Below are 21,659 nucleotides of genomic sequence, written 5' to 3'. Positions count from 1 at the left end.
GCTGCGCACGCATGGGCATTTCGGGCTGTACGAATGCGCCAGCCGTGCGCGTCAGCCCGTGACCGGGGACCATCGGTCCACACGCATCAAATTGGCGAGTCTGCAGCCGGCGAAAAGCCCGGGTTCGTCCCGGCGGATGCGGAGCCGGGTCAGCTCGTTCCTGTCGTGGTGGCCTCGGTGGGAAGGGCCTGTTGGGACGCGGCCCAGGAGCCGAGCAGCTTGAGGGCGTCGGCTGTCGGCGTGCCCGCAGCGGCCGTGTAGACGTTGAGCTGGAGCCCGGGCTCCGAGGGGAGCTCGAGGGCCTGGAAGTCGAGGTCCAGCTGCCCGACAACGGGATGCCGTAGCCGCTTGCGACCCGAGCGATGGAAACGTACGTCTTGGGAGGCCCACCGCTGCCGGAACAGCGGGCTGCGAGTGGAGAGCTCTCCGACGAGCTCGATGAGGGCCTTGTCGTGGGGGTTGCGCCCCGCTTCGAGGCGGAGCATCGCCGCGGCGTCTCGGGCGATCTGGTGGTAGTCGACGAAGAACTCTTCGGCCGCTTCCGGGTCGAGGTAGACGAACCGGGTGGTGTTGGCCGGCCGGCGCGGATCGGCCAAGATCGGTGTGTACAGGGCCCGGGCGAGCTGGTTCATCGCGAGGACGTCGTGGCGACCGTTGCGGATCCACGCCGGGGCCTCGGTGATGGCATCGAGAAGCTGCTGCAGGACCGGTCGGACGTTGGCGGGAGCAGAACGCTTGCGCCTGCCGCTACTCGCCCCAGACTCGCGGGCCAGAGCGAACAAGTGATCACGCTCGGCCTCGTCGAGATGCAGCGCAGACGCGAGGGACTCGAGCACGCTCTCCGAGGCACCCGCCAGACTGCCACGCTCCAGCCTCACGTAGTAGTCGACTGATACGCCGGCCAGCATCGCGACCTCCTCACGACGTAGCCCCTTGACGCGGCGGTTGCCACCGTAGGCGGGCAAACCCGCCTGCTGTGGGGTGATGCGAGCGCGCCGCGAGCTGAGGAACTCGCGGATCTCCGCACGCACGTCGATGCCGGCCATGGGTCCACCGTAGGCAAGAGGTGGAACGCCAGGGAGGCACTGGCAGTACCCGGAACGAGCGTCACTCCCCCAGCACCCGGATGACCCGTTGAACAGTTGGCGTGCGAGCGACCTACCTGTACGGCGCGGGCGACGTCCGCGTGGGCGATGTCCCCGACCCCGCCATCGAACAGCCGACCGACGCCGTCGTGCGCGTCGTGAGGGCATGCGTGTGCGGCAGCGGACTGCACCCTTACCACTGGATGCCCGCAACGGCGTCGCCCCGCGGGACGCCGGGGGCCGCCTCCGGCGTTGGTCACATGCGCCGCCAGCGGCATGGGCCGCGTCGCCGACGAGAACGCGCAGCTCTGTGTCGGCGCCACGATCGGTGAGAGCCTCGCCGTCCAACGCGAGCAGGCGCGACGGGCCCGCCCGCTCGTGGAGGACTGGTTGCGCGGTCCGAGCCTGCCCACGTGAGTGGGCTCCGTCGAGGCGGACGTGCCGGAAGGGGGTACTGGCAGTGCCCCGATCGACAGGCACTCCCTGCCAGGCGCGACCCCGCCTAGCGTTGCGTCTCGTGAGCACTCCCATGATGAAGCTGAACAACGGCGTCGAGATGCCGGCCCTCGGGTTCGGCGTCTTCCAGACCCCACCCGAGCAGACCATCGACGCGGTCGCGTCCGCGCTCGAGACCGGCTACCGCCACATCGACACGGCCGCCGCGTACGGCAACGAGCACGAGGTGGGTGAGGCGATCCATGGGTCCGGGCTCGCTCGTGACGAGATCTTCGTCGAGACCAAGGTCTGGATCACCGACTACGGCTATGACGAGACCCTGCACGCCTTCGACAAGTCCGCCGGAAAGCTCGGCGTCGAACAGATCGACCTGCTGATCCTGCACCAAGCCCTGCCGGGCGAGTTCGACCTGACCATCGCCGCATACAAGGCGCTGGAGAAGCTGTACGCCGACGACAGGGTCCGCGCGATCGGCGTCTCGAACTTCATGCCACGCCACCTCGGCCGCCTGCTGTCCGAGACCGAGATCGTCCCGGCCGTCAACCAGGTCGAGGTCCACCCCTACTTCCGCCAGTCCGAGCTGCTGGCCTACGACGACCAGCACGGCATCCGCAACCAGGCCTGGTCCCCCATCGGCGGCATCACCTTCTACCGGGACGGCTCCAACGGGAGCACTCTGGAGGATCCCGTCATCGGTGACATCGCCGAGGCCCACGACAAGACAGCCGCGCAGGTGATGCTGCGCTGGCACCTGCAGCAGGGACGGCAGGCGATCCCGAAGTCGGTCACGCCGTCACGGATCGCCGAGAACTTCGACATCTTCGACTTCGAGCTGAGCACCGAGCAGCTCGCCGTCATCGACGCCCTCGACACCGGCGTCAGGGGCGGGCCCGAGCCCGACGCCATCACGCGCGAGAACTTCGGCAGGCAGATCCCCGAAGCCTGATCGACACTCTGATCCTCACGGAGGTAGCGATGCACACACGAACGCTCGGCCAGGGCCTGGAGGTCTCCGCCCTCGGACTCGGATGCATGGGAATGTCACAGAGCTACGGCCCCAACCCGGGCGACCGTGACGACATGATCGGCGTCATCCGCCACGCCGTCGAAGGGGCCGGGGTGACCTTCTTCGACACCGCCGAGGTCTACGGCCCCTACGTCAACGAGGAGCTCGTGGGTGAGGCGCTGGGCCCATTGCGCGACCGGGTGGTCGTCGCGACGAAGTTCGGGTGGGACATCGAGGATGGCCGGGTGCACGGAACGAACTCGCGGCCCGAGCAGATCCGTCGCGTCGCAGACGAGTCGCTGCAGCGGTTGGGCATCGGCGTCATCGACCTCTTCTACCAGCACCGGGTCGACCCACAGGTGCCGATTGAGGAGGTCGCCGGGGCCGTCGGCGACCTGGTGCAGGCCGGCAAGGTCCGACACTTCGGCCTCTCCGAGGCCGGCGCCTCGACCATCCGCCGAGCCCACGCCGTCCATCCGGTCACCGCAGTCCAGAGCGAGTACTCCCTGTGGACCCGCGACCCCGAGCCGGAGGTGCTGCCGACCTGTGCCGAGCTCGGCATCGGCTTCGTGCCGTTCAGCCCCCTCGGCAAGGGGTTCCTGACAGGCACCGTAGATGCCTCGGCCACGTTCGGCGCCGGCGACGTGCGGGCCACGATCCCGCGCTTCGAAGCCCACAACATACGCGCGAACCAGGCGCTCGTGGCACACGTGCGCACGCTCGCCGAGACAAAGGGCTGCACGCCTGGCCAGGTCGCCCTTGCGTGGCTGCTCGCCCAGCAGCCGTGGATTGTGCCGATCCCCGGCACCCGCCGCCGCGGCCGCGTCGACGAGAACACCGGCGCGACCCGGGTGGCGCTCTCGGCCGACGAGGTCGCCGATCTCGGCGCACTGGCCGCGCGCGTCGGCGTCCGGGGTGAGCGCTACAACGAGGCCGGCATGGGCATGGTGGGTCTGTGATCCACGAGGCCCCGTGCAGCTCTGGCCTTGAACGGGCTGGCGACCCTCGCCAGCAGAGACCGTAGAGAAGGAGCAACAGTGCAGGTCGATCCGCGCACGCCGACGACCAAGAACCCGCCGGAGCACTTCACGGGCGATGTCTGGTTGGACCCGATCGCCTTCCCCCGCGCCGGGGGACAGCGAATGATCGTGGCCAAGGTGCGCTTCGCGCCCGGGGCGCGCACGGCCTGGCACTCGCACGCCCGCGGGCAGACACTGCACGTCACCCAGGGTGTGGCGTGGGTGCAGTCTCGCGGCGGCGAGAAGGTAGAGGCCCACCCGGGCCAGACCATCTACTGCCCGCCAGGCGAAGAGCACTGGCACGGCGCCACGCCCGACTCGTTCATGGAGCACCTGGCCATGCTCGACAACAGCGACGACCCGGCCACCACCACGACCTGGCTCGAGCACGTCACCGACGACGAGTACCGCTCATGACTGCGCGCGGCGACGAGACCGCAGCGGCGCTCCGCGCGAGCCACCAGGCACAGCGCGACGGCATCCTCGCCGGCGAGGCAGATGCCCTCGGCCAGCTGGTCTCTGGCGACTTCACCGTGATCCACATGACCTGACTCAGACGTAGGAGACGAACATGGCCAATTGGAGCGAACAGGAGCTCTCCCGGATCGGCGGGGCCTCCGAGCTGTACGTGTCGACGCGACGCCGAGACGGGTCACTGCGACCCGGCATACCAATCTGGCAAGTGCGACTTGGGGACGCCATCTACATTCGGTCGGCACACGGTCCCGAGAACCCCTGGTTCCGGCGGGCCCTGACCTCTGGGCGCGGACACATTCGATCCGGCGGAGTCGACAAGGACGTCACCTTCGAGCCGGCCCCACCCGAGGTCAACGCCCAGGTCACAGCCGCCTACCACACGAAGTACGACCGCCACGGCCCCGTTCCCGTCGGAGCGGTCACGGGCAACGATGTCGTCGACACCACGCTGCGCGTCATGCCGGCCGACTGACAGACTCGGCCGACCCGTGGGCGACTCGAACCACTGCGGTCGTCAGCGGCAAGCCCATCATCGGTGAAGGAAGCGGGTTGCCCGAGACGCAGCGCTCGCTCCGTTCGTCGCCACGTGAACCACGCCAGTACCGGGGTGGCGGCTCCCGCGGCGAGAAGCAGCATGGACGCGGCAATGCGCCACCTGGGATGGATGTGAAGCGAGAACGCTTCGAGGGCAACGCCGCCAGCGGTCAGGGCGAGACCCGTGCGGACCCACGCGAGGTAGGTGCGCTCGTTAGCGAGAGTGAACCGTGGGTCCGGCTCATCGCCGACCCCCAAGCTCCGTCGGCCTTGGCCTGGTCCACGCGCCCAAGTACCCGATCAAGGGCGGAGGGTTCGATGAGCGGCCGGATTGACGTGTTCGCTTCGGTCGGGTCTCCCACGGTGCGCTTCTCGGCAACGCATGCCGTCTTCCAGGTGAGTTAGGCGGATGACCGGCGGATGTCAACCGACCGCTACCCGAACAGCACGGCCGTTCGTGCCCGCTACCAAGAATGGCTTGGACTGCGGGAAGCAGCGCGGCGTCGGCTGACCAGCGCCTCGAGCCGCGCGGCAGAACCAAGCATCGAGGGGACCGTCGGGCCGATCACTCAAGGCGCGGGGTTCGCTGGTTCCCGGAATCAGGAGGTCGAGGCTTGGCTTCGGGACACCGTTCTCACGGTGTCAGGCCGCTGGCGGCCGTTGGAGGAAGCGGATCAGCTCCCCGACGGTGTGGTGGCGGTGCAAAGGGTGGCGAAGCGGAAGCTCGTCGTGGACTTCGTACCGATTGCGGCGTCCGTTGCGGGTCTTCGTCAGGTAGCCGGCTGTCTCGAGATCGCTGACGAGTTGAGCGGCCGTTCGCTCGGTGACGCCGACGGTCTCGGCGATGTCTCGGAGGCGCGCGGTGGGATCGGCGGCGATGCAGACGAGCACGTGGGCGTAGTTGGTGACGAAGTGCCAACTATGATCCCCATTACCGGAATCAATTCTCATGAATCCTGATACTATAATGTGATCCCTGGATTTGGGGGGAGACACGCCGAAACCGGCGCGGAAGCGGGCGCGTCCACACGCCCCGAACCGAAGGACCCGCCCATGACCTCCCTGTCGCACGGCATCTCAACCGCACCGGTGACGCCAACGCTCCGTCGACCTCGAGTCTGGGCGTGGCCGCTCGCGGTCCTCGTAGGGTTCCCGGTGGGCGGCTACATCGCAAACCTGATCGTCGGCGCCGTCGACTCGGTCAGCGCAGCGTTGGCGGGCGGCCTGATCGCGGGCACCGTGGCCGGCGCGGCGCAGTGGCTCGCCCTCCGGCGGCTCATCTCCTGGGTCTGGATCGCAGCGACGAGCATCGGGATGATCATCGGGCTCGTCCTGGGAGCACCGCTGGTCGACTACGGGATCGGCCGGGTGGACCTCATGCTGATGGGCGCCGTGACGGGTCTTTTCGTCGGCGGGCTCCAGGCGTTGGTACTCACCCGGGAGGGCATCTCCGGCGCGGCCTGGTGGGCGGTGCTGAGCCCGCCCGCCTGGGCGCTCGCGTGGCTGGTGAGCTCGTATGTCATCAGCGCGAACATCGATGAGCGGTTCACGAACTTCGGCGCGAGCGGCTGCCTGGTGTTCGCGCTCTTGACGGGCCTCCTCCTCGAGGGGTTGTTCCGCCGCACCGAGACCCAAGCGCACACCCCTTGAGCACCCAGCACGCCGCCTGCCTTGTCTCCCGGCGGATCCTGGCCAGCCCAGACGACCAGAAGCCGTCACCCAGGCACGCGGCCTCAGCGGCGCGGGCTGCCGTAGCCCCCCGCCGATGAGCACGGCAACCGTCACCGGACTGTTCCTGGTGGCGCTGCCGGTTGCCTTCAACGTCGCCTTCGGCGTCCTGGCGGCGACCTTCGACTACCCCGACATCCTGCGCCGCCCGACCCATGAGGTCCTGGCCCGGTTCCGTGAGGGTGGCACACGGTTGCTGCTGTGGTGGTGGATCTTCGCCCTGACCGCGGCGGCCCTGGCTCCTCTCGCCCTCCTGGCCGCCCGGGCACTCGAGGGCGCGAACACGACCCTGCTCATCGTCGGTGCCGGCGTCGGAGTGCTGGCCGCGCTGGTGCAGCTGCTCGGCCTCATCCGGTGGCCGTTCCTCGTCCCCTACCTCGCCCGGATCGACGCTGACCCCGACGCCAGCGCCGCCCGGCATGAAGCGGTGGACATCATCTTCCAGAGCTTCAACCGCTACCTGGGCGTCGCGATCGGCGAACACCTCGGCTACCTGCTCACCGGCGCCTGGACCATCCTGCTCGGCGTCGCGTTCACCCAGACCAGCGTTGCCCCGGGCTGGCTCGGCATCCCCGGAATTGTCATCGGCGCGGTGCTCGCGCTGTGCTCCCTCGAGTTCGTCGGGCCAGCCGAGCGCGACGGCTGGAAGCTCGCCGCCACCCTCACCCCGATCACGTACATCGCGTGGTCAGTGTGGCTCGTCGCCGGCGGCATCACCCTCCTCATCTGACCTCGCGAACCTCGCAAGAAGCTGGCTCCGACATGGCCAAACAGACCGAACAGACCAGCCACGCCAAGCAATCCGGCGACCGCGCCATGCGGGTGATCGTCCAACAGCCCGGTCACCGACCTCATCGTGGACGGCCGGGTCACCCCTGTCTCGAACGGACCTACCCGCTCGAGCAGGTGCCCGACGCCCTGCGCCACCTCGAATCCGGCACGGCGCGCGGCAAGCTCGCCATCACCGTCTCCGCCACGAACGAACTGACGATCGACACGACCAAGGAGCAGCTCACATGAGCCCACGAAGTGGAACCACGAGTGGGGGCGGCGCCCAACTAGTCGCCCCCGCGTCAGGGGCTAACCGCACAGGCATCGCAAGGATTGTCGCCGGATCCCTGGCCGCAGGGCTTGCAGTTGCTGTGATCCTGCCATTCGTTCCCATGGGGACGCCGGACGAGAACTTCTCCACCGCCATGGTGCTCATCGGCTTCGCCATCGGATGGGCGTTACTGGCGATCCTCTCCACACGCCTGACCGATCAACCGCAGCGTTGGGCCGTCGCGCCGACAGTCTTCATGGGGGTGGCCGGAGCGATCGTGCTCCTCGCCCCGGACACACTGGTCGATGCGCTCGGTTGGGTCTGGCCGCCGGCACTGCTCGTCTTGGTGGTCTGGATGTTCATGAGGGCCAAGCGCGACCTGCGCAGCCGGCCCGGGCGCTGGCTGCTCACCCCCGTCCTGGCCGTCCTGGTGCTTGCCTCGGTCGGCGGCGGTTACGAGACGCTCAGCCGAGCAGCGGAGGCCGACGCATACGCCATGCGCGGTCAGCTCGTTGACGCGGGCCCGTACCGGCTGCACCTGGAATGCACCGGCTCGGGTGCCCCCACCGTGATTCTCGAGCCCGGCGGAGGAGCCTCCGCGGCAACCCTCGCCTGGATCGCACCCGCCGCGGCCCGCGACAGCAGGGTCTGCATCTACGACCGGGCTGGACGCGGCTGGAGCGACGCCGCCACGAGTACGCCCGACGGCGCGCAGATCGCGACCGACCTGCACACGCTGCTGAACCGCGCGCACGTCCCCGGGCCCTACGTGCTGGTGGGGCACTCCTTCGGCGGCTTGTACATGATGAGCTACGCCGCGCAGTATCCCGACGAGGTCGCCGGGCTCGTGCTCGTCGACTCCACCGCACCGAAGTCCACCCGGGTGTCCCCCAGCAAGCGGGCTCCTACGACATCGTGAAGCACTTCTCCACCTTGGTGTCCACGACGGCTCGGCTCGGTGTCGGCCGAATGATCGCCCAGTCCGGCTTCACGGACCTGCCGCCCCAGTCCCGCAAGGAGGCCCGCGCCAGTGCCGCCACCGCCAAGGAGATGTCCTCCTTCCTCGACGAGTTCGCCATCGCGAATCGCTCCGCGAGCCAAGCAGGCCAGCTCAGCACCCTCGGCGAGAAACCCCTGATCGTCCTGACGGCCGAGCTCGGGAACTCCGACGGATGGATCCCAATCCAGGACAAGCTCGCTGACCTGTCGACCAACAGCGTGCACCGCGTCGTGAAGGAATCGACCCACGACTCCCTCGTGAGCAACCCTGCCCACGCAGCCGCGGTCAACCAGGCGATCAACGCAGTCATCATGGCGGTCCGCACCGATGCGCCCCTCGCAGGTAGCTGACCACCGCTGACGGCACGGCTCGCTTCTCCGCACCATCCGAAACGGGATCGAGGTGGGTTCCGCCGACTCCCCCGGCAGAACCCACCCCGTCAACTCCCCCACCCGGTCCCCGACCGGCTACAGCTCCGACCATCCCCCACGAATCGGCCGGCCCTCCCCCATGGCGGCCACTCTGCCGCGCGGACTGCAAGGTGAACAGGCGGAAACCAGCGTGTTTTCCGCAAGACTCCGTGCGCCACTCTGCGCCAGCGCGGTCCGGAGCGCCGCGCCGAGTAGCTGCTCATCCGCGACGGCGCGACCACGCGCTCACGACCCTGCCCGACGCCACCAGCGATGTCGCCGCGTTGGCTCGTCGACCAACAGAGATCTCCCCGCAGCGTGTGTCAGGCCATTTCATCCGAGCCGGTTCACCCGAGCCTCGAGGGCATCGAGGACGAGGTCGAGGCCGTAGTCGAACTCGAGGCCGAAGTCGTAGCCCGGCTGCAGGATGTGCCCGGTCGTGAACTCGAGCAAGTTCGGATAGTCCGCCGCGAGGTACTGCAGCATCATCGACTCGGCCACCTCGCTGACGGTCTGCGGGCCATTGATCGGCAGCGAGGCCTCGGACATGGCGAAGCCGTAGACGTACGAGTCGATCACGGCATAGGCGTGCGCGGTCAGCTCGAGGGAGAAGCCGGCGCCGCGGAGGCAGCCGATGACGGCGTCGAGGTGGCGCAGCGTCGCCGGGCCGGGACTCGTCCGCGCCTGCAGCAGTGGGATCGCCCATGGGTGACGGCGTAGAACCACCCGGACCGAGGCGCAGCGCCGGTGCATCTCGTTGCGCCAATCGCCTTGTATGACAGGCAGGTCCATCTCGCCGAAGACGAGATCGACGATGCCGTCGATGATCTCGTCCTTGCTGGCGACGTAGTGGTAGACGGACATCGGCTTGACCCCGAGCGACTGCGCGAGTGATCGGATCGTCAGCGATGCCAGGCCGCCGTCGTCGGCGACGCGAATGGCCCCGTCGAGGATGCGCTCTCGGCTGAGTGGCGTCCGTGGACTGGCGGACCCTGAGGCACTCCTGCTCGCTGTCTTCACGCTGTCCCTCTCTGCTCGACACGCCCGGACCCTAGTGCGGACGTACTTTGTACGATACCGTCATCGTACTAAGTACGGTGGGATCGACCCGCCGAGCATTGAAGGGAAAGTAGCCATGGGAGATCGACCGGCCACCGTCATCGGTGGCAGAAGGTCCGGTCAGGGGGACCAGCTCGCAGACTCGATGAGCGCCATCGTCCAGGACGGCTACGGCACGTCCGACATCCTGCGTCTCGCTCAGGTCGCCCGACCCGAAGTCGGTCCCCGCGACGTGCTCGTCAGCGTGCGCGCCGCCGGGCTCGACCGGGGCACGTGGCACCTCATGCAGGGCAAGCCACGCCTGCTGCGACTCGTCTTCGGCCTGCGCGCGCCGAAGCAGCCCGTCATCGGCCGCGACGTCGCCGGCACCGTCGTCCAGGTGGGCTCCGAGGTGACGAAGTTGGCCGTCGGCGACGACGTGTTCGGCGTCGCGCCGGGCTCGGTCGCCGAGTACGCCCTGGCCCGCGAGGACAAGCTCGCCCGCAAACCGGCGAACCTCACCTGGGAGCAGGCCGCCACCGCCCCGATCTCCGGGGGCACGGCCCTGCAGGCCGTCGTCGACGCAGGCGCGGTCGCCGCCGGGCAGAAGGTGCTGGTCACCGGCGCCTCCGGCGGGGTCGGATCGTATGCCGTTCAGCTCGCAAAGTCCTTCGGCGCCGAGGTGACCGGGGTGGCCAGCGCCGCCAAGCTCGACCTGGTTCGCGACCTCGGGGCAGACCACGCCCTCGACTACGCCAAGGACGACTTCGCCGACGGATCCCAGCGCTATGACCTCATCATCGACATCGCCGGACTCTCCGGCCTCGCCCGGCTGCGGCGAGCGCTCACGCCAACCGGCACCCTCGTGCTCGTCGGCGGGGAGGGCGGGGGCGACTGGACTGGCGGCACCATAGGCCGCCAGCTCCGGGCCCGTCTCGCGTCGCTCTTCAGCGGCCAACGTCTGACCAGCGTCATCGCGAAGGAGCGAGCCTCGGACTACGAGCGGCTCGCCGTCTTCCTCGAGTCCCGCGAGGTGGTGCCGAGCGTCGACCGGGCGTACCCCATGGCCGAGACGGGCGACGCCATGCGATACCTCGAGTCCGGCAAGGTCCGCGCCAAGGTCGCCATCACGGTGGGGTCGGTCCGATGATCACCGTCGAGTCGGTCACGAAGACCTATGGGAAGTTCACCGCGGTCGACGACGTCTCCTTCACCGCGTCACCCGGACGGGTCACGGGTTTCCTCGGCCCCAACGGTGCCGGCAAGTCGACGACGATGCGCATCGTCGTCGGCCTGACGCCGGCGACGTCCGGCACGGCCCACGTGTGCGGACGCCAGTTCTCCGAGCTGCCCAACCCCGGCCTGCAGGTCGGCGTGCTGCTCGACGCCTCCGCCCAGCACGCGGGCCGCACCGGGCGAGAGATCCTCACGCTGACCCAGCGCATCATGGGGCTGCCGGCCCGACGGGTCGAGGAGATGCTCGACGTGGTGAGCCTGAGCCCGGCCGAGGCAGACCGACGCGTGCGGGACTACTCCCTCGGGATGCGCCAGCGCCTCGGGATCGCCGCGGCCCTGCTCGGCGAGCCTGAGGTGCTCATCCTCGACGAGCCCGCCAACGGTCTCGACCCCGCGGGCATCAGGTGGATGCGAGACCTGCTGCGCGGCTACGCCGACGGCGGCGCCACCGTGCTCCTGTCCTCGCACCTGCTCCACGAGATCGAGGTCGTCGCCGACGACCTCGTCGTCATCGGCAACGGGCGCATCGTCGCCCAGGGCACCAAGGCAGAGCTGCTCGCCTCTGCCGGCACGCTGGTCCGCACTCCCGAGGTCGCCCTGCTCGGCGCCGCACTCGCCGTCGCCGGCATCGACTTCCACGACGTAGACAGCCTCGGTGGCAACGGCACCCTCCGGGTCGAGGCCGACCCGACCGTCGTCGGTCGGCTGGCCCTCGCGGCCGGCGCGCCACTCGTCGAGCTGCGCGCAGCCGAGGGTGCCGGACTCGAGGAGATGTTCCTCGAGCTCACGGCGGACACCCAACGCGGTCAACACGCCCCAGAACCCGCCACCGAAACGACCGTAGGAGCAGTCTCATGACCGCCATCACCCCACGGGTCCCCCCGGTCGACCGGGCCCCCGTCTCGCTCGACGCCGTCGTGGGCGCCGACCCCTCGGCGACTCCTGGCCCGCGCCCGGTGCGGGCCATGGCCCTGCAGCACATTCCCCTCTCGCGGATCGTCTCCCTCGAGCTGCGCAAGTCGTTCGACACCAGGACTGGCTTCTGGCTGATGGCCAGCATCGGCATCGCGTCGCTGCTCGCCACGATCGGGGTGATCCTCTTCGCCGCCGCCGCGGAACGCACCTTCAGCACCTTTACCCTGGCGACCGGGTTCCCGATGGCCATCATCCTGCCTGTGATCGCGATCCTGTCGGTCACCAGCGAGTGGAGCCAGCGCAGCGGGCTGACCACCTTCACCCTCGTGCCGCACCGCGGCCGGGTCATCCTCGCCAAGGGCATCGCCGTCGTCCTCGTCGCAATCGCCTCGATGCTGCTTGCGTTCGCCATCGGGGCGGCCGGCAACGTCGTCGGCGCACTCATCGCCGGCACCGACGCGATCTGGGACCAGAGCCTGGCCGTGCTGGGCGCCATCGTCCTCGGCAACACCCTCGTGTTGCTCGTCGGCTTCATGCTCGGGCTGCTCATCCGCAACTCTGCTGGGGCGATGGTCGCCTACTTCGTCTTCGGCTTCGTCGCTCCACCGCTGCTCGAGCTGCTCGCCTTCACGCAGGACTGGTTCCGCGATGTGCACCCGTGGGTCGACCCGAACGTGACGCAGAAGCTCCTCTTCCACGGACCCCTCGTGGGTGAGCAGTGGTCCCAGCTCGGCGCCACGACGCTCGTCTGGCTCGTCGTGCCGATCACCGTCGGTCTCTGGACCATGCTCCGCGCCGAGGTCAAGTAGGTGCGCCGCCCAACGGCCCTCCCGATGTCCGGCCGGACGGTCCTCGTCACCGGGGCCACCGGCGGGATCGGCCGGGCGACCGCCCGGGGCCTCGCCCGACTGGGTGCCCGGGTCGGCATCGTGGGCCGCGACCCGGACCGCGCTGTGGCCGCGGCGAACGCGATACGGCAAGGGAGTCCAGCGGCACACGTCGACGTGTTCGTCGCCGACCTCTCCTCACAAGGGGAGGTGCGGCGGCTGGCGACGGAGGTCCTCGCGACCTACGAACGGCTCGACGTGCTCGTCAACAACGTCGGCGGCTTCTGGGCCACGCGACACGTCACCGCGGACGGTCTCGAGCACACCTTCGCCGTCAACCACCTCGCACCGTTCCTGCTCACGACGTTGCTCCTCGAGCGGCTGGAAGCGAGCGGCCCGGCGCGGGTCGTGACCGTCTCGTCCGGCGCGCACACCCAGGCTCGGATCGACTTCGACGACCTAGAGGGCGAACGCAACTACTCCGGGCCGCGCGCCTACAACCAGTCGAAGCTCGCCAACCTGCTCTTCACCTACGAGCTGGCCCGCCGCCTCGGATCCCGCTCGGTCACGGCCAACGCACTGCACCCAGGGATGGTGCGCACCGGCTTCGGAGCCGAGGACCAGCAGGCCGCCTGGAAGGTCGTCGCGCCGCTGGTCAGACCGTTCCTGCGCAGCCCGGCGCGTGGGGCTCTCACCTCCATCCACCTCGCAAGCTCGCCCGAGGTGGCGGGCGTCACCGGCACCTACTTCGCCGAACGGCGACCCAAGCGGTCCAGCCCGATTTCGCGTGACCGTGGCGTCGCGGGCCGGCTCTGGCAGGTCAGCAGTGACCTCGTCGCGCAAACGCCCGCCGGCTGAGGTCACCGCCGTAGCTCCGGCCTCTGCCATGTCACAGTCACAAGGACTCGACCGGCGCCCGTCCGCAGGACGGCGTCCGTCAACTCCCCGACCATGACTCCCCTAGCCAGCCAGGGACCCGCCATCCCCTGGGCACCCCACCCAGGCCGCGTGACCCTGGCCGGTGCGATCCCGCTCTCTGCGGCCACTTTGGGCGCCCATCCCGCCGCGTTAGTCCATTTCGCGCTGTGGAATCTGCGAGGTCGACCTGCCTGGGCCGGGATTCATAGTTGGGATGACGAGTTCGGTGGATGCACGGAGCCAGTGACGCGATCATCCTCGACCAGCCCAGGGACGAACCCAAGTCATTTGGCCTCGCTTGTAATGTTGTTTGGATCTGTGTGCTCCGCGGCGTAGCCCGACTGCGGGATCCTTGCCTCGAGGCGGGTGCCACCTTCGCGGGGACTCATGACGGTCAACCGGCCGCCCATCGTCTCGATCCGGTCGGTCAGGCCGAGCAGGCCTGAGCCGGATGGATCCGCCCCACCTACCCCGTCATCGTCGACGACGGCCAGGATCTGCTGCGGCTCGCTGCTGATGGTCACCCGACACCGGGTGGCGTGAGCGTGCTTCGCCACGTTGGTCACCGCCTCGGAGCAGAAGAAGAGCAACGCCCCTTCGAGCGCGTCGGGAAGCCGTCCCGCATCGACGCGCACCTCCAGCCGGAACGGGAAGTGTCCCGCCATGTCACGCACGGCCGCGCCGAGGCCACCCTCCACGAGGGCCTCCGGGCGGACTCCATGGACGAACGTCGTGAGGTCCTCCTGCGCCCGTACGACTTCCGTTCGCACCATGGTGAGGTTCCGGTCACCTGAGAGGCCTGCCGTCGCGACGTGGTCTAGAAGGTCGGAGACGCGGGTGAGCCGTCGTTGCGCGCCGCCGGCGAGCTCGTCCGCGATCCGCGCCCGCTCATCGCCGACAGCGGCGACGATGCGTCGCCTCGACTCGGTGAGCTCGTCCACGCGCGACCGGATGTCGGCGAGCATCTGCGCGTTGGTCATCGCAAGCCTCGCGGCCGTCGCGACTCCGCTCACCAGCCGTGGGTCCTCGAGCAGAGCCCGGTCGTGGAGCAGCACGGCGATAGGCCGGCCCTCGTCGTCGATGTGGGTGGCCGTGCGATGACCGTCGTCCGCCGGAAGCTCGATCGGCTCGCCGTGGTCGTCGGCGTATGCCGCCCGCTCCGGGATCCAGTAGCCGACCGTGAGGCTGGGGTCGCCCAGGGCTCGCTGCAGCCGTCCGGTCAGCCCGGTTGTGTCGGACGTTCGCCCGAGGTCGGCGACCAGGTCACTGAGGGTCGACTCGGTCCAGCGACCCCACCGCAGGTCGGCCGCCAGCACGACAGCGGCGCCGGCGACGACCGCGTCGTACGCCAGCAGGACGGGCACGATGATGTCCCAGTCCAGCAGCTGGTTGAGCGCGCTCGTCACGAGCACGGCGGAGAACGCGAGGGCGGCCCACAGGGCCGGCCGTCCCGCCTTGCGCGCGGGGCCTGTGGTGCGTACGAAGACGTCGATCGCCGCAGCGGCGATCATGAGCGCGAGTCCGAGGGTGAGTGCGGCAGTGGGCACGAACGCCTCGAAAACGGCCAACAGGTATGCCGCTCCGATGACGACCGTGACGTAGCGGCGCCTGGAGTGCCCGGTGGGGTAGGTGAGGTGCAGGTGCACGAGCGGACCACGGTGGAGGAAGACGGCCGCGGTGAACAAGCTGCCGACCAGCCAGGTCGCCCCGACGAGGACCATCAGCCGGGCGACCCTGCCGAACCGCAACGACGCGAGGCCGGCAGCGAGCACGACCACCCCGACCAGCAGGTCGATTGCATGGAGTAGACCGATCCAAGCCATGGGTCACCCCGTCAGCTGGCCCAGCGCAGAGCCGCTGAGCTCACTCTTACTGACGAAGCCACGCGCGGGGCTGGCCGCAACACGTGCGCCGTAGGAGCTGCGACCGCGAGTGGAGGTCAGCACCACGGCGCAGCGAGGCGCTTTGTCCGCGATGCGCTTGGATACGGCGAACCCGTCGACGTCGGGCAGGACGACGTCGAGCAGCACGACGTCGGGCAGGAGGCGGCATACCAGCTCGGTACCGGAGGAGCCGTCCGCGGCCTCCCCGACGACGTCGAAGCCGTCCGCCTCGAGAAGCGCTCGTGCGAAGGCCCGGAAGCCGGCGTGGTCGTCGATGATCACGAGCGTCTGACTCATGACGCCTTCCTCGTCAAGGTCCACGGGTGGAGGGTCCACACGACTCTGGCGTCACACGGCCAAGAGCCCACAGGTGTGAGCGTCAGGGTCCTGTCGACGAACGTGACGGTGGTGATCAACCGGGCCCGGCGGATAGTCGGAAAGTGGTCTACGCTCGTGAGCTGGGTCAGCTCGAAAGTGCTGCCTGACACGCGGTAGCTGCCCACCCACCACATGTTGGCCGTCGCCACGAGGCTGCCCTCGCGCGCATACGCCCTCACCGCTCCGCCCTCGAGCGTGATGCTCATGTACCAGATCTGATTGCCCCCTGGGCCGCTCGGGGGGTTGAGGCCTGCGGCGTCCGGCTGGCCATCGCAGAGGTGGCGATCGTCGGTGGAGAGGACCGTCTCGTACGTACCGTCCGGAACTGATGCGTCCTGAGCGGGGCCGGATCGCAGGACCCAGGGGTTGGTCGTCCAGATGGCGGCGTCGCCGCACGAGCCGCCGCTCAGGTCGCTGAGCCGAAGGGCGGTCCCGTCGAAAGACCACCTCGCGGTGAGGTTGTCGACCTGAACCTGGTCGCGCAGGGTGCGGTAAACCATGTCGTACGCGATCTGCTGGGGCGCAGTCTGGCTGTCGATGCGTTGACGCATCGTGACTCGGTCGCCACGCACCTCGAGGGAGAACCAGGACTTTCGCCCGGGTGTGCCCTGCGCCGAGCCATCCGTGCACTGTGACGTCAGGTCGTTGTCGAGCACCATGTCGTAGGTTCCCTCCGGGAACGCCCCCCCGCCGGTACCGGGACCGGGGCCGGGGGCGGGACACGCCGAGACGTCCGGCGGCGCTGCGACGGAGGCCCTGAGATCGGTGAGCCGGTCGAGCATTCGGGCGTTGCCCGGGTCGTCAGCAATCTCGTCGTAAACCGTTTGGACGACATGGCGCAGGGCGGCGAGCTGCTGGTCCGAGGAGAGCGGGAACGCGACATCCTGTCCACACAGCTTGGCGACGGCGGCGTCTTCCTCGCGCCGAGTCGCCGCGAGGGCCGCCGGGATCGCTGTCGTTGCGGCCGTGCGCAGGGCCTCCCGCTGGCCGTCGGTCAGCGAACCGTAGGACGCCTCGTTGAGGACCACCGCCATGGTTTGCGGCCAGAGGTTGACGTTCGCGGTGATGTACTTCGCCTCGAGTCCGTAGAAGGTGCCGAAGATGTTCTCGACCTGCTGCTCGTACGCGTCGGCCCCGGCCAGGTTCGCGCCGGACGCCATTCGTGTGAAGGTCGCCCCGAGGGCTATCGCCGTGGCCTCCGGTATGCCGCCGCCCTGGATCCCCAGGTCGGTGTCGCGGAAGTCGGCGCGCTCACGGAACGGTTTGTGCACCCCGAGCACTTTGCGCATGGGGCCGGGCAGGACGGCGACCGCCACCAGGCCGTGCCCCTCGAGGCCGCGGGCCATCTCGAGCGGGATGCCCTCGGAGAAGATGCGCTCCTGCATCGCTTGGCTGTCGACGAGCAGCGGCGCCACGAGCGGCTGGAACGAGGTCACCCCGATCAGGTCGAGCGCCCGGACGCCGACCCAGGCACCCGGCATCCGCCCGCTCGTCACGTCCTCGAGGGTGTTCTTCTCGAAATCGATCTCGCCCTTGTGCCAGTTGTCGTTGAAGGAGAGGCTCAGGGACCCGTGCGACTGCTTCTCCACCTCTGCGGCATACGCCCGGACCTGCGCGGGCGCAACGTCGTTGAGCTGGGCGATCTCCAGCACGGTGACCTCTGGGAGGTCTCGGCCGCCGGCCCGGTTGGGTGTTGAGGAGGCGCAACCGGCGAGGCCCAGTGCGACGGCCGCCATGAGCGCCAGGGTCGACCTCGTGTTTCGGGTCATGGCCGGCACTTCCCTTCGGTGCCTCGAGGCTCTAATAGTCTCGCGCTTTGACGCCAGTGTCGCCGGCCAATCGGCAAAGCGAATCAGTGCCAACACTGAGTCCTGGAACGCACCTTGGGTGGATTCTGGGTCTCATGCGGGCTATGCGGACCGAGGGTGCGGCAGTAGGCCGGCGTGCCCCACGTTCGGCAGTGTCGATCCGTTCCATGCAGGTCACGTGGACTGTCGTGGTCCTGGCTCTCGAGGCGAGCATCGTCTGGTTCACGATGCGCGTTGTCGCCGCGTCGCCGGGCTTCTCCGACATGGGCGAGTCGATCCTGTCGGAGGTGGCTCTGCTGTGCACCGTGGCACTGCTTGCCTGCGTCGGGATCGTGCACCGGCTCGCCAGACCGACGAACCGGTTCGGTTGGCTGCTGATCCTCGTCGCATGCCTCCTGCTCACCACCGAGTGGGACATCCCAGGGGCCGCAGCCGCTGGAGCCCTGTCTGCTGCGGTGTTTTCCATAGGTCTGCTTCTCACCATCGCCGTGCCCGTCGCCGCGACGTGGGTGGTCCTTGCCTTCCCATCCGGGCGTGTCGACGGGCGGGTGGAGCGCTATCTGCTCATTGCCGGAGCCCTCGTGTTCGTCGGGGCACTGGGACTCGTGCCCGCCCTGTTCTCCGACCCCCAGGCCCAGGGGTGCTCGGACTGCCCGACGAATCTCCTTCTGGCGCGGGACGACCCGGACGTGGCGATGACGTTGTCGCGACCGGCGATGACCGCTGCCTTGGCGTGGGCCACGATCACGATGGTCGTCCTCCTCCTCGGCCTGGCACGGATGAGCCCGGCGTCGCGCCGGGCGCGTGGCGCGGTGTGGATGATCGGCCTCGTCTACCTCGTAGCCGTCTCAGCACAGCTCCTCCTGAGCCTCGACCGCGGCTTCGTGGGCGGGTCGATGACCGACCACGGCCCGTGGTGGGTGCAGCTCGCGGCTCTGGCCGCACTGGCCCTCGCCGTCGCCTTCAGTCTGCTGCGAGCGCGCGCCATGCGGCGCAGCGTCACCGGCCTGGTCGTCGACCTGCACCGGGAGGCGGCGGCCGGCGGCATGCGCGAGGCGCTGGCCGAGTGGCTGCACGACCCGTCGCTCCAGGTGGCCTATCCCGTGGACGGCACCTACCGCGATGTCGACCTCGCGGCGGTGGACGTGACGGACCGGCCCGGGCGGGCGACGAGCCGGCTCGTCGAGGACGGGCAGGAGATCGCGGTCCTGGTGCACCGCCCCGGCCTGTTCGACAGCCCGGATGCCGTTCGTGAGGTCGTCACGGCGGCCCGGTTGGGCCTCGAGAACGAGCGGCTGCGCGCCGAAGGACTCGCCCAGCTGCACGCGCTCGCCGACTCTCGCGTGCGCATCATCGAGGCGGGAGACCGCGAACGGCGCAGGCTCGAGCGCGACCTGCACGACGGCGCCCAACAGCGCCTCGTCGGCCTGCTGCTGGGTCTGCGCCTGCTGAGGACGACAACCGGAGAAGACCACGGCGAGGTGGACGAGGCGGAGGCGGAGATCCAGGCGACGGTCGATGACCTCAGGGAGCTGGCCAACGGACTCCATCCGGTCGTCCTGCTCACCGAGGGGTTCGCCGGCGCGTGCGCGGCCTTGAGCGAGTCGATGGACGTCCGTGTCGTCGACGCTCCGGAGCGACGGTTCTCCGCGGTGGTGGAGACGACGGCATACCTGCTCGCCGCCAAGGCGGCGACCGCGGGACCCACCACCGTGTATGCCGTGCACGACGGTGACGCCCTACGGGTCCACGTGGACGTCGCCGCGGCGGGCATCGGTCTCGCCGGCCTGGAAGACCGCGTCAACGCGCTCGGCGGACATCTCGAGGTCTCGCCCGACGACAAGGGCCTCCGGATCGAGCTCGAGCTGCCGCTCGCGGCTCCGGCGGTCAGCCGCGAGTCATCCCCGGGGACGGTGCCTCGTGGTGACCTGCGCACAGGAAGGGACTGAGCCAATGCGTCACATGAACGAGGAGGCCCCGTGCGAGCCGTTGTTGCCGACGACACGCTGCTGACGCGCGAGGGCGTCGTTGCGCTGCTCAGGTCCGGTGGGGTCGACGTCGTGGGCCAGGCCGGCGACGCCACCACGCTCATGAACCACGTCCGCGTCTACCGGCCCGATGTCTGCGTCGTCGACATCCGGATGCCTCCGACGCACACCGACGAGGGCATCGTCGCAGCGGCCGCGATCCGGTCCGAGTTCCCCGGCACCGGGGTGCTGGTGCTGTCGCACTACATCGAGTCGGCGTACGCGTTGCGTCTCATCGAGGACCAGCCCGAAGGCATCGGCTACATCCTCAAGGAGCGGATCTTCTCGGGCGATGTGCTCATCGACAGCCTCCGGCGGGTGGCCGAGGCCGAGACCGTCGTCGACCCGACGATCGTGGCGCGACTCCTCCGCAAGCGCCGCACGCATGACCCGATCCAGGCGCTCAGCGAGCGAGAGCGCGAGGTTCTTGCTCTTGTCGCCGAGGGTCTGACGAACCAGGGCATCAGCAGACGGTTGTTCATCACCGACCGGACGGTCGAGGCGCATGTGCGCCAGATCTTCACGAAGCTGGGGCTCGACGAGTCCTCGGAGAGCAACCGCCGCGTCCTGGCCGTGCTCACCTTCCTCCGTAGCGCCTGACACGGAGCAGCCGGATCTCCACCTAGGACTGACCGGCCCCGGTGAGACGTCCTGGGGCCCGAGCGCCCGAGTGTGCCGTCGGCCGTGGATCGCGGTGCAATTTGCGCCCTTCATAGCCCTTCGCGATGGCACGGATGCGGGGAAACACCAAGGCGGTGGTGCGCGGGTCGAGTGGTTGTCCGAATGTGCGAATCGGCCTCTGAGTCGACTCTGGAAGTGGGACATCCGCAGCCCAATCCAACACCACATCGCTTGACTCCCAAGCGAATTCGTACTTCCAGAAGGAATTGTCATGAACCTTCGCAACGCCGCCATCGCAGTCGTCGCCGCCGGCCTGTTCGCCGTGCCGGCCGCCGCTACCGCTTCGCCAGTGCCGGATCCGCCGTCACGACGAGCCATTGACACGGTCCAGGTGGCCGTCGACCAGCTCACCAAGGCATACGCCCACGCGCGGCTCTCGGACAAGCGCAACATCCACAACGAGATCGTCCTGTTGAACAACGTCGGCAGGGCCGCCCTCTGACAGTTTCAACGTGCCGCCCTGACGCGAGAGACCCGGACCCCGTAGAGCGAGGTCCGGGCCTTCGTTGTGGCTGTCCTGTGTTCCCCGGAAGGCTACGGCGTTCCTGTTGGTGAGAAGACTCATCAACTGCTCGCTCCACACAACGGGTCGCCCCGAGAACGACGCTACGAGATGGGGTAAACCGCCGCGAGATCGAGCCGCGGTTGGTCCTCTTCTCGGCCCGACGGCTCACGGCACCCTGACGGCGTCCCCACGCGCGGGCTCCGGAATGGCTTGCGTGGCGGGGCGCAACGCGACGGCACCTGGTCGCAACCGTGCCGCCCGGCGGGCGGCGACCACCCCGACGACGGCGAGCATCGCGACGAGCAGGAGCTGGCCGGCCCTCTGCCACCCCGTGAGTGCCGGATCGGAGTAGCCGCCGTCGAAGAAGCCCGACACGATGCAGACCGACTCGAGGACGGCCAGCAGTACGCCGGCGATGAGGGCGGGCCGGCGACGGGGCCCGGAAGCCACCGCGGCGACGAGGAGTTGCACGAGCATCATCGGGGCCGGGATCGACAGTCGCCCGTTGGGCCCCATGGCGTCGAGCACCGTGGCGGCGAGGCCGCTCGTCACGGACACGACGGCTCCTCCCAGGGACACGGCGGCGAGCGCGACGGTGAACAGCAGGACGCTGCGGTCCGGGGCGGTCGGGTGATGGGCGGTGGTCATGGCAGTCCTTCCGAGACGGGCGGTATGCCGTGTCCGGG

26 protein-coding genes and 1 pseudogene are annotated in these 21,659 nt (G+C 69.1%); 20 read left to right on the top strand and 7 right to left on the bottom strand.

All coding sequences use genetic code 11. From position 1 onward, the window contains the following. Positions 1-149 precede the first annotated feature (149 nt). On the bottom strand, positions 150-1,037 hold the full coding sequence (locus ACFQU3_RS20230) for a helix-turn-helix transcriptional regulator (RefSeq protein ID WP_385913175.1): 888 nt from the start codon (positions 1,035-1,037) through the stop codon (positions 150-152). A gap of 125 nt (positions 1,038-1,162) precedes the next feature. Here ACFQU3_RS20230 and ACFQU3_RS20225 point away from each other — a divergent pair. The 7 genes and pseudogenes from ACFQU3_RS20225 to ACFQU3_RS20195 form a co-directional block, all read left to right on the top strand. Continuing rightward, a pseudogene (locus tag ACFQU3_RS20225) lies at positions 1,163-1,312 on the top strand (IMP dehydrogenase); the annotation flags it as partial. A gap of 49 nt (positions 1,313-1,361) precedes the next feature. Next, positions 1,362-1,502, top strand: coding sequence for a hypothetical protein (locus tag ACFQU3_RS20220; protein WP_385913177.1), 141 nt, complete (start codon positions 1,362-1,364; stop codon positions 1,500-1,502). Between the two features lie 112 nt (positions 1,503-1,614). Beyond that, entirely contained in the window at positions 1,615-2,487 is an 873-nt protein-coding gene (locus tag ACFQU3_RS20215; protein ID WP_385913173.1) for an aldo/keto reductase, read from the top strand. A gap of 29 nt (positions 2,488-2,516) precedes the next feature. Then, positions 2,517-3,506, top strand: a complete 990-nt coding sequence (locus tag ACFQU3_RS20210; protein ID WP_385913098.1) for an aldo/keto reductase — start codon at positions 2,517-2,519, stop codon at positions 3,504-3,506. Positions 3,507-3,584: 78 nt separating this feature from the next. Continuing rightward, positions 3,585-3,983, top strand: coding sequence for a cupin domain-containing protein (locus tag ACFQU3_RS20205; RefSeq protein WP_385913096.1), 399 nt, complete (start codon positions 3,585-3,587; stop codon positions 3,981-3,983). Continuing rightward, a complete protein-coding gene (locus ACFQU3_RS20200) occupies positions 3,980-4,117 on the top strand; it encodes a hypothetical protein (protein ID WP_385913094.1) in 138 nt (45 codons plus the stop codon). The genes ACFQU3_RS20205 and ACFQU3_RS20200 overlap by 4 nt, the downstream gene beginning before the upstream one ends. A 20-nt stretch (positions 4,118-4,137) precedes the next feature. Further along, positions 4,138-4,515: a DUF2255 family protein gene (locus tag ACFQU3_RS20195; RefSeq protein ID WP_385913093.1), complete on the top strand. Its 378-nt coding sequence runs from the start codon at positions 4,138-4,140 to the stop codon at positions 4,513-4,515. On the opposite strand, the gene ACFQU3_RS20190 is transcribed toward ACFQU3_RS20195, so the two are convergent. Next, on the bottom strand, positions 4,416-4,835 hold the full coding sequence (locus ACFQU3_RS20190) for a YidH family protein (RefSeq protein WP_385913091.1): 420 nt from the start codon (positions 4,833-4,835) through the stop codon (positions 4,416-4,418). The two genes, ACFQU3_RS20195 and ACFQU3_RS20190, sit on opposite strands and share 100 nt — an antisense overlap. A 162-nt stretch (positions 4,836-4,997) precedes the next feature. Between ACFQU3_RS20190 and ACFQU3_RS20185 the strand changes: the two genes are divergently transcribed. The 6 genes from ACFQU3_RS20185 (at position 4,998) to ACFQU3_RS20160 (ending at position 8,697) form a co-directional block, all read left to right on the top strand. Beyond that, a complete protein-coding gene (locus ACFQU3_RS20185; protein WP_385913089.1) occupies positions 4,998-5,537 on the top strand; it encodes a hypothetical protein in 540 nt (179 codons plus the stop codon). 195 nt (positions 5,538-5,732) lie between these two features. Further along, the gene (locus tag ACFQU3_RS20180) at positions 5,733-6,227 is read left to right on the top strand and encodes a hypothetical protein (protein WP_385913087.1); all 495 of its coding nucleotides are present in this window, start codon (positions 5,733-5,735) and stop codon (positions 6,225-6,227) included. A gap of 115 nt (positions 6,228-6,342) precedes the next feature. Beyond that, on the top strand, positions 6,343-7,035 hold the full coding sequence (locus ACFQU3_RS20175; protein ID WP_385913085.1) for a DUF4386 domain-containing protein: 693 nt from the start codon (positions 6,343-6,345) through the stop codon (positions 7,033-7,035). A 32-nt stretch (positions 7,036-7,067) separates the two neighbouring features. After that, positions 7,068-7,325 carry a zinc-binding dehydrogenase gene (locus tag ACFQU3_RS20170; RefSeq protein ID WP_385913083.1) on the top strand — a complete coding sequence of 86 codons (258 nt, stop codon included), beginning with the start codon at positions 7,068-7,070 and terminating at the stop codon, positions 7,323-7,325. 176 nt (positions 7,326-7,501) lie between these two features. Continuing rightward, entirely contained in the window at positions 7,502-8,266 is a 765-nt protein-coding gene (locus tag ACFQU3_RS20165; RefSeq protein WP_385913081.1) for an alpha/beta fold hydrolase, read from the top strand. After that, positions 8,263-8,697 (top strand): hypothetical protein, encoded by a 435-nt coding sequence (locus ACFQU3_RS20160; RefSeq protein ID WP_385913079.1) that lies wholly within the window; start codon positions 8,263-8,265, stop codon positions 8,695-8,697. Before ACFQU3_RS20165 ends, ACFQU3_RS20160 begins: the two co-directional genes overlap by 4 nt. Before the next feature lie 393 nt (positions 8,698-9,090). On the opposite strand, the gene ACFQU3_RS20155 is transcribed toward ACFQU3_RS20160, so the two are convergent. After that, a complete protein-coding gene (locus ACFQU3_RS20155) occupies positions 9,091-9,777 on the bottom strand; it encodes a TetR/AcrR family transcriptional regulator (protein ID WP_385913077.1) in 687 nt (228 codons plus the stop codon). Positions 9,778-9,892: 115 nt separating this feature from the next. Between ACFQU3_RS20155 and ACFQU3_RS20150 the strand changes: the two genes are divergently transcribed. From ACFQU3_RS20150 to ACFQU3_RS20135, 4 genes are read left to right on the top strand one after another with little or no spacing between them, the layout of a single operon-like run. Continuing rightward, entirely contained in the window at positions 9,893-10,945 is a 1,053-nt protein-coding gene (locus ACFQU3_RS20150) for an NAD(P)-dependent alcohol dehydrogenase (RefSeq protein ID WP_385913075.1), read from the top strand. After that, positions 10,942-11,889, top strand: coding sequence for an ABC transporter ATP-binding protein (locus ACFQU3_RS20145; protein WP_385913073.1), 948 nt, complete (start codon positions 10,942-10,944; stop codon positions 11,887-11,889). The genes ACFQU3_RS20150 and ACFQU3_RS20145 overlap by 4 nt, the downstream gene beginning before the upstream one ends. Continuing rightward, entirely contained in the window at positions 11,886-12,755 is an 870-nt protein-coding gene (locus ACFQU3_RS20140; protein ID WP_385913071.1) for an ABC transporter permease, read from the top strand. The genes ACFQU3_RS20145 and ACFQU3_RS20140 overlap by 4 nt, the downstream gene beginning before the upstream one ends. After that, positions 12,756-13,631 carry an SDR family oxidoreductase gene (locus tag ACFQU3_RS20135; RefSeq protein WP_385913069.1) on the top strand — a complete coding sequence of 292 codons (876 nt, stop codon included), beginning with the start codon at positions 12,756-12,758 and terminating at the stop codon, positions 13,629-13,631. Between the two features lie 344 nt (positions 13,632-13,975). On the opposite strand, the gene ACFQU3_RS20130 is transcribed toward ACFQU3_RS20135, so the two are convergent. The 3 genes from ACFQU3_RS20130 to ACFQU3_RS20120 are packed head-to-tail and all read right to left on the bottom strand — an operon-like array spanning position 13,976 to position 17,721. Further along, the gene (locus ACFQU3_RS20130; RefSeq protein ID WP_385913067.1) at positions 13,976-15,514 is read right to left on the bottom strand and encodes a sensor histidine kinase; all 1,539 of its coding nucleotides are present in this window, start codon (positions 15,512-15,514) and stop codon (positions 13,976-13,978) included. A 3-nt stretch (positions 15,515-15,517) separates the two neighbouring features. After that, a complete protein-coding gene (locus tag ACFQU3_RS20125; protein ID WP_385913065.1) occupies positions 15,518-15,871 on the bottom strand; it encodes a response regulator transcription factor in 354 nt (117 codons plus the stop codon). Next, positions 15,868-17,721 (bottom strand): TRAP transporter substrate-binding protein, encoded by a 1,854-nt coding sequence (locus ACFQU3_RS20120; protein ID WP_385913063.1) that lies wholly within the window; start codon positions 17,719-17,721, stop codon positions 15,868-15,870. Before ACFQU3_RS20120 ends, ACFQU3_RS20125 begins: the two co-directional genes overlap by 4 nt. Before the next feature lie 191 nt (positions 17,722-17,912). Here ACFQU3_RS20120 and ACFQU3_RS20115 point away from each other — a divergent pair, with 191 nt between their 5' ends. The 3 genes from ACFQU3_RS20115 (at position 17,913) to ACFQU3_RS20105 (ending at position 20,910) form a co-directional block, all read left to right on the top strand. After that, positions 17,913-19,709, top strand: a complete 1,797-nt coding sequence (locus ACFQU3_RS20115) for a sensor histidine kinase (RefSeq protein ID WP_385913061.1) — start codon at positions 17,913-17,915, stop codon at positions 19,707-19,709. Positions 19,710-19,739: 30 nt separating this feature from the next. Further along, positions 19,740-20,387, top strand: coding sequence for a LuxR C-terminal-related transcriptional regulator (locus tag ACFQU3_RS20110; RefSeq protein WP_385913059.1), 648 nt, complete (start codon positions 19,740-19,742; stop codon positions 20,385-20,387). 292 nt (positions 20,388-20,679) lie between these two features. Further along, complete coding sequence (locus ACFQU3_RS20105; protein ID WP_385913057.1) at positions 20,680-20,910, top strand: hypothetical protein; 231 nt, start codon at positions 20,680-20,682, stop codon at positions 20,908-20,910. Between the two features lie 228 nt (positions 20,911-21,138). On the opposite strand, the gene ACFQU3_RS20100 is transcribed toward ACFQU3_RS20105, so the two are convergent. Beyond that, complete coding sequence (locus tag ACFQU3_RS20100) at positions 21,139-21,621, bottom strand: hypothetical protein (protein WP_385913055.1); 483 nt, start codon at positions 21,619-21,621, stop codon at positions 21,139-21,141. Positions 21,622-21,659 lie beyond the last annotated feature (38 nt).

The sequence above is a fragment of the Terrabacter sp. GCM10028922 genome (genome assembly GCF_042666095.1).
Taxonomy (GTDB): Bacteria; Actinomycetota; Actinomycetes; order Actinomycetales; family Dermatophilaceae; genus Terrabacter.
This window is presented reverse-complemented; position numbering and strand designations above follow the sequence as displayed.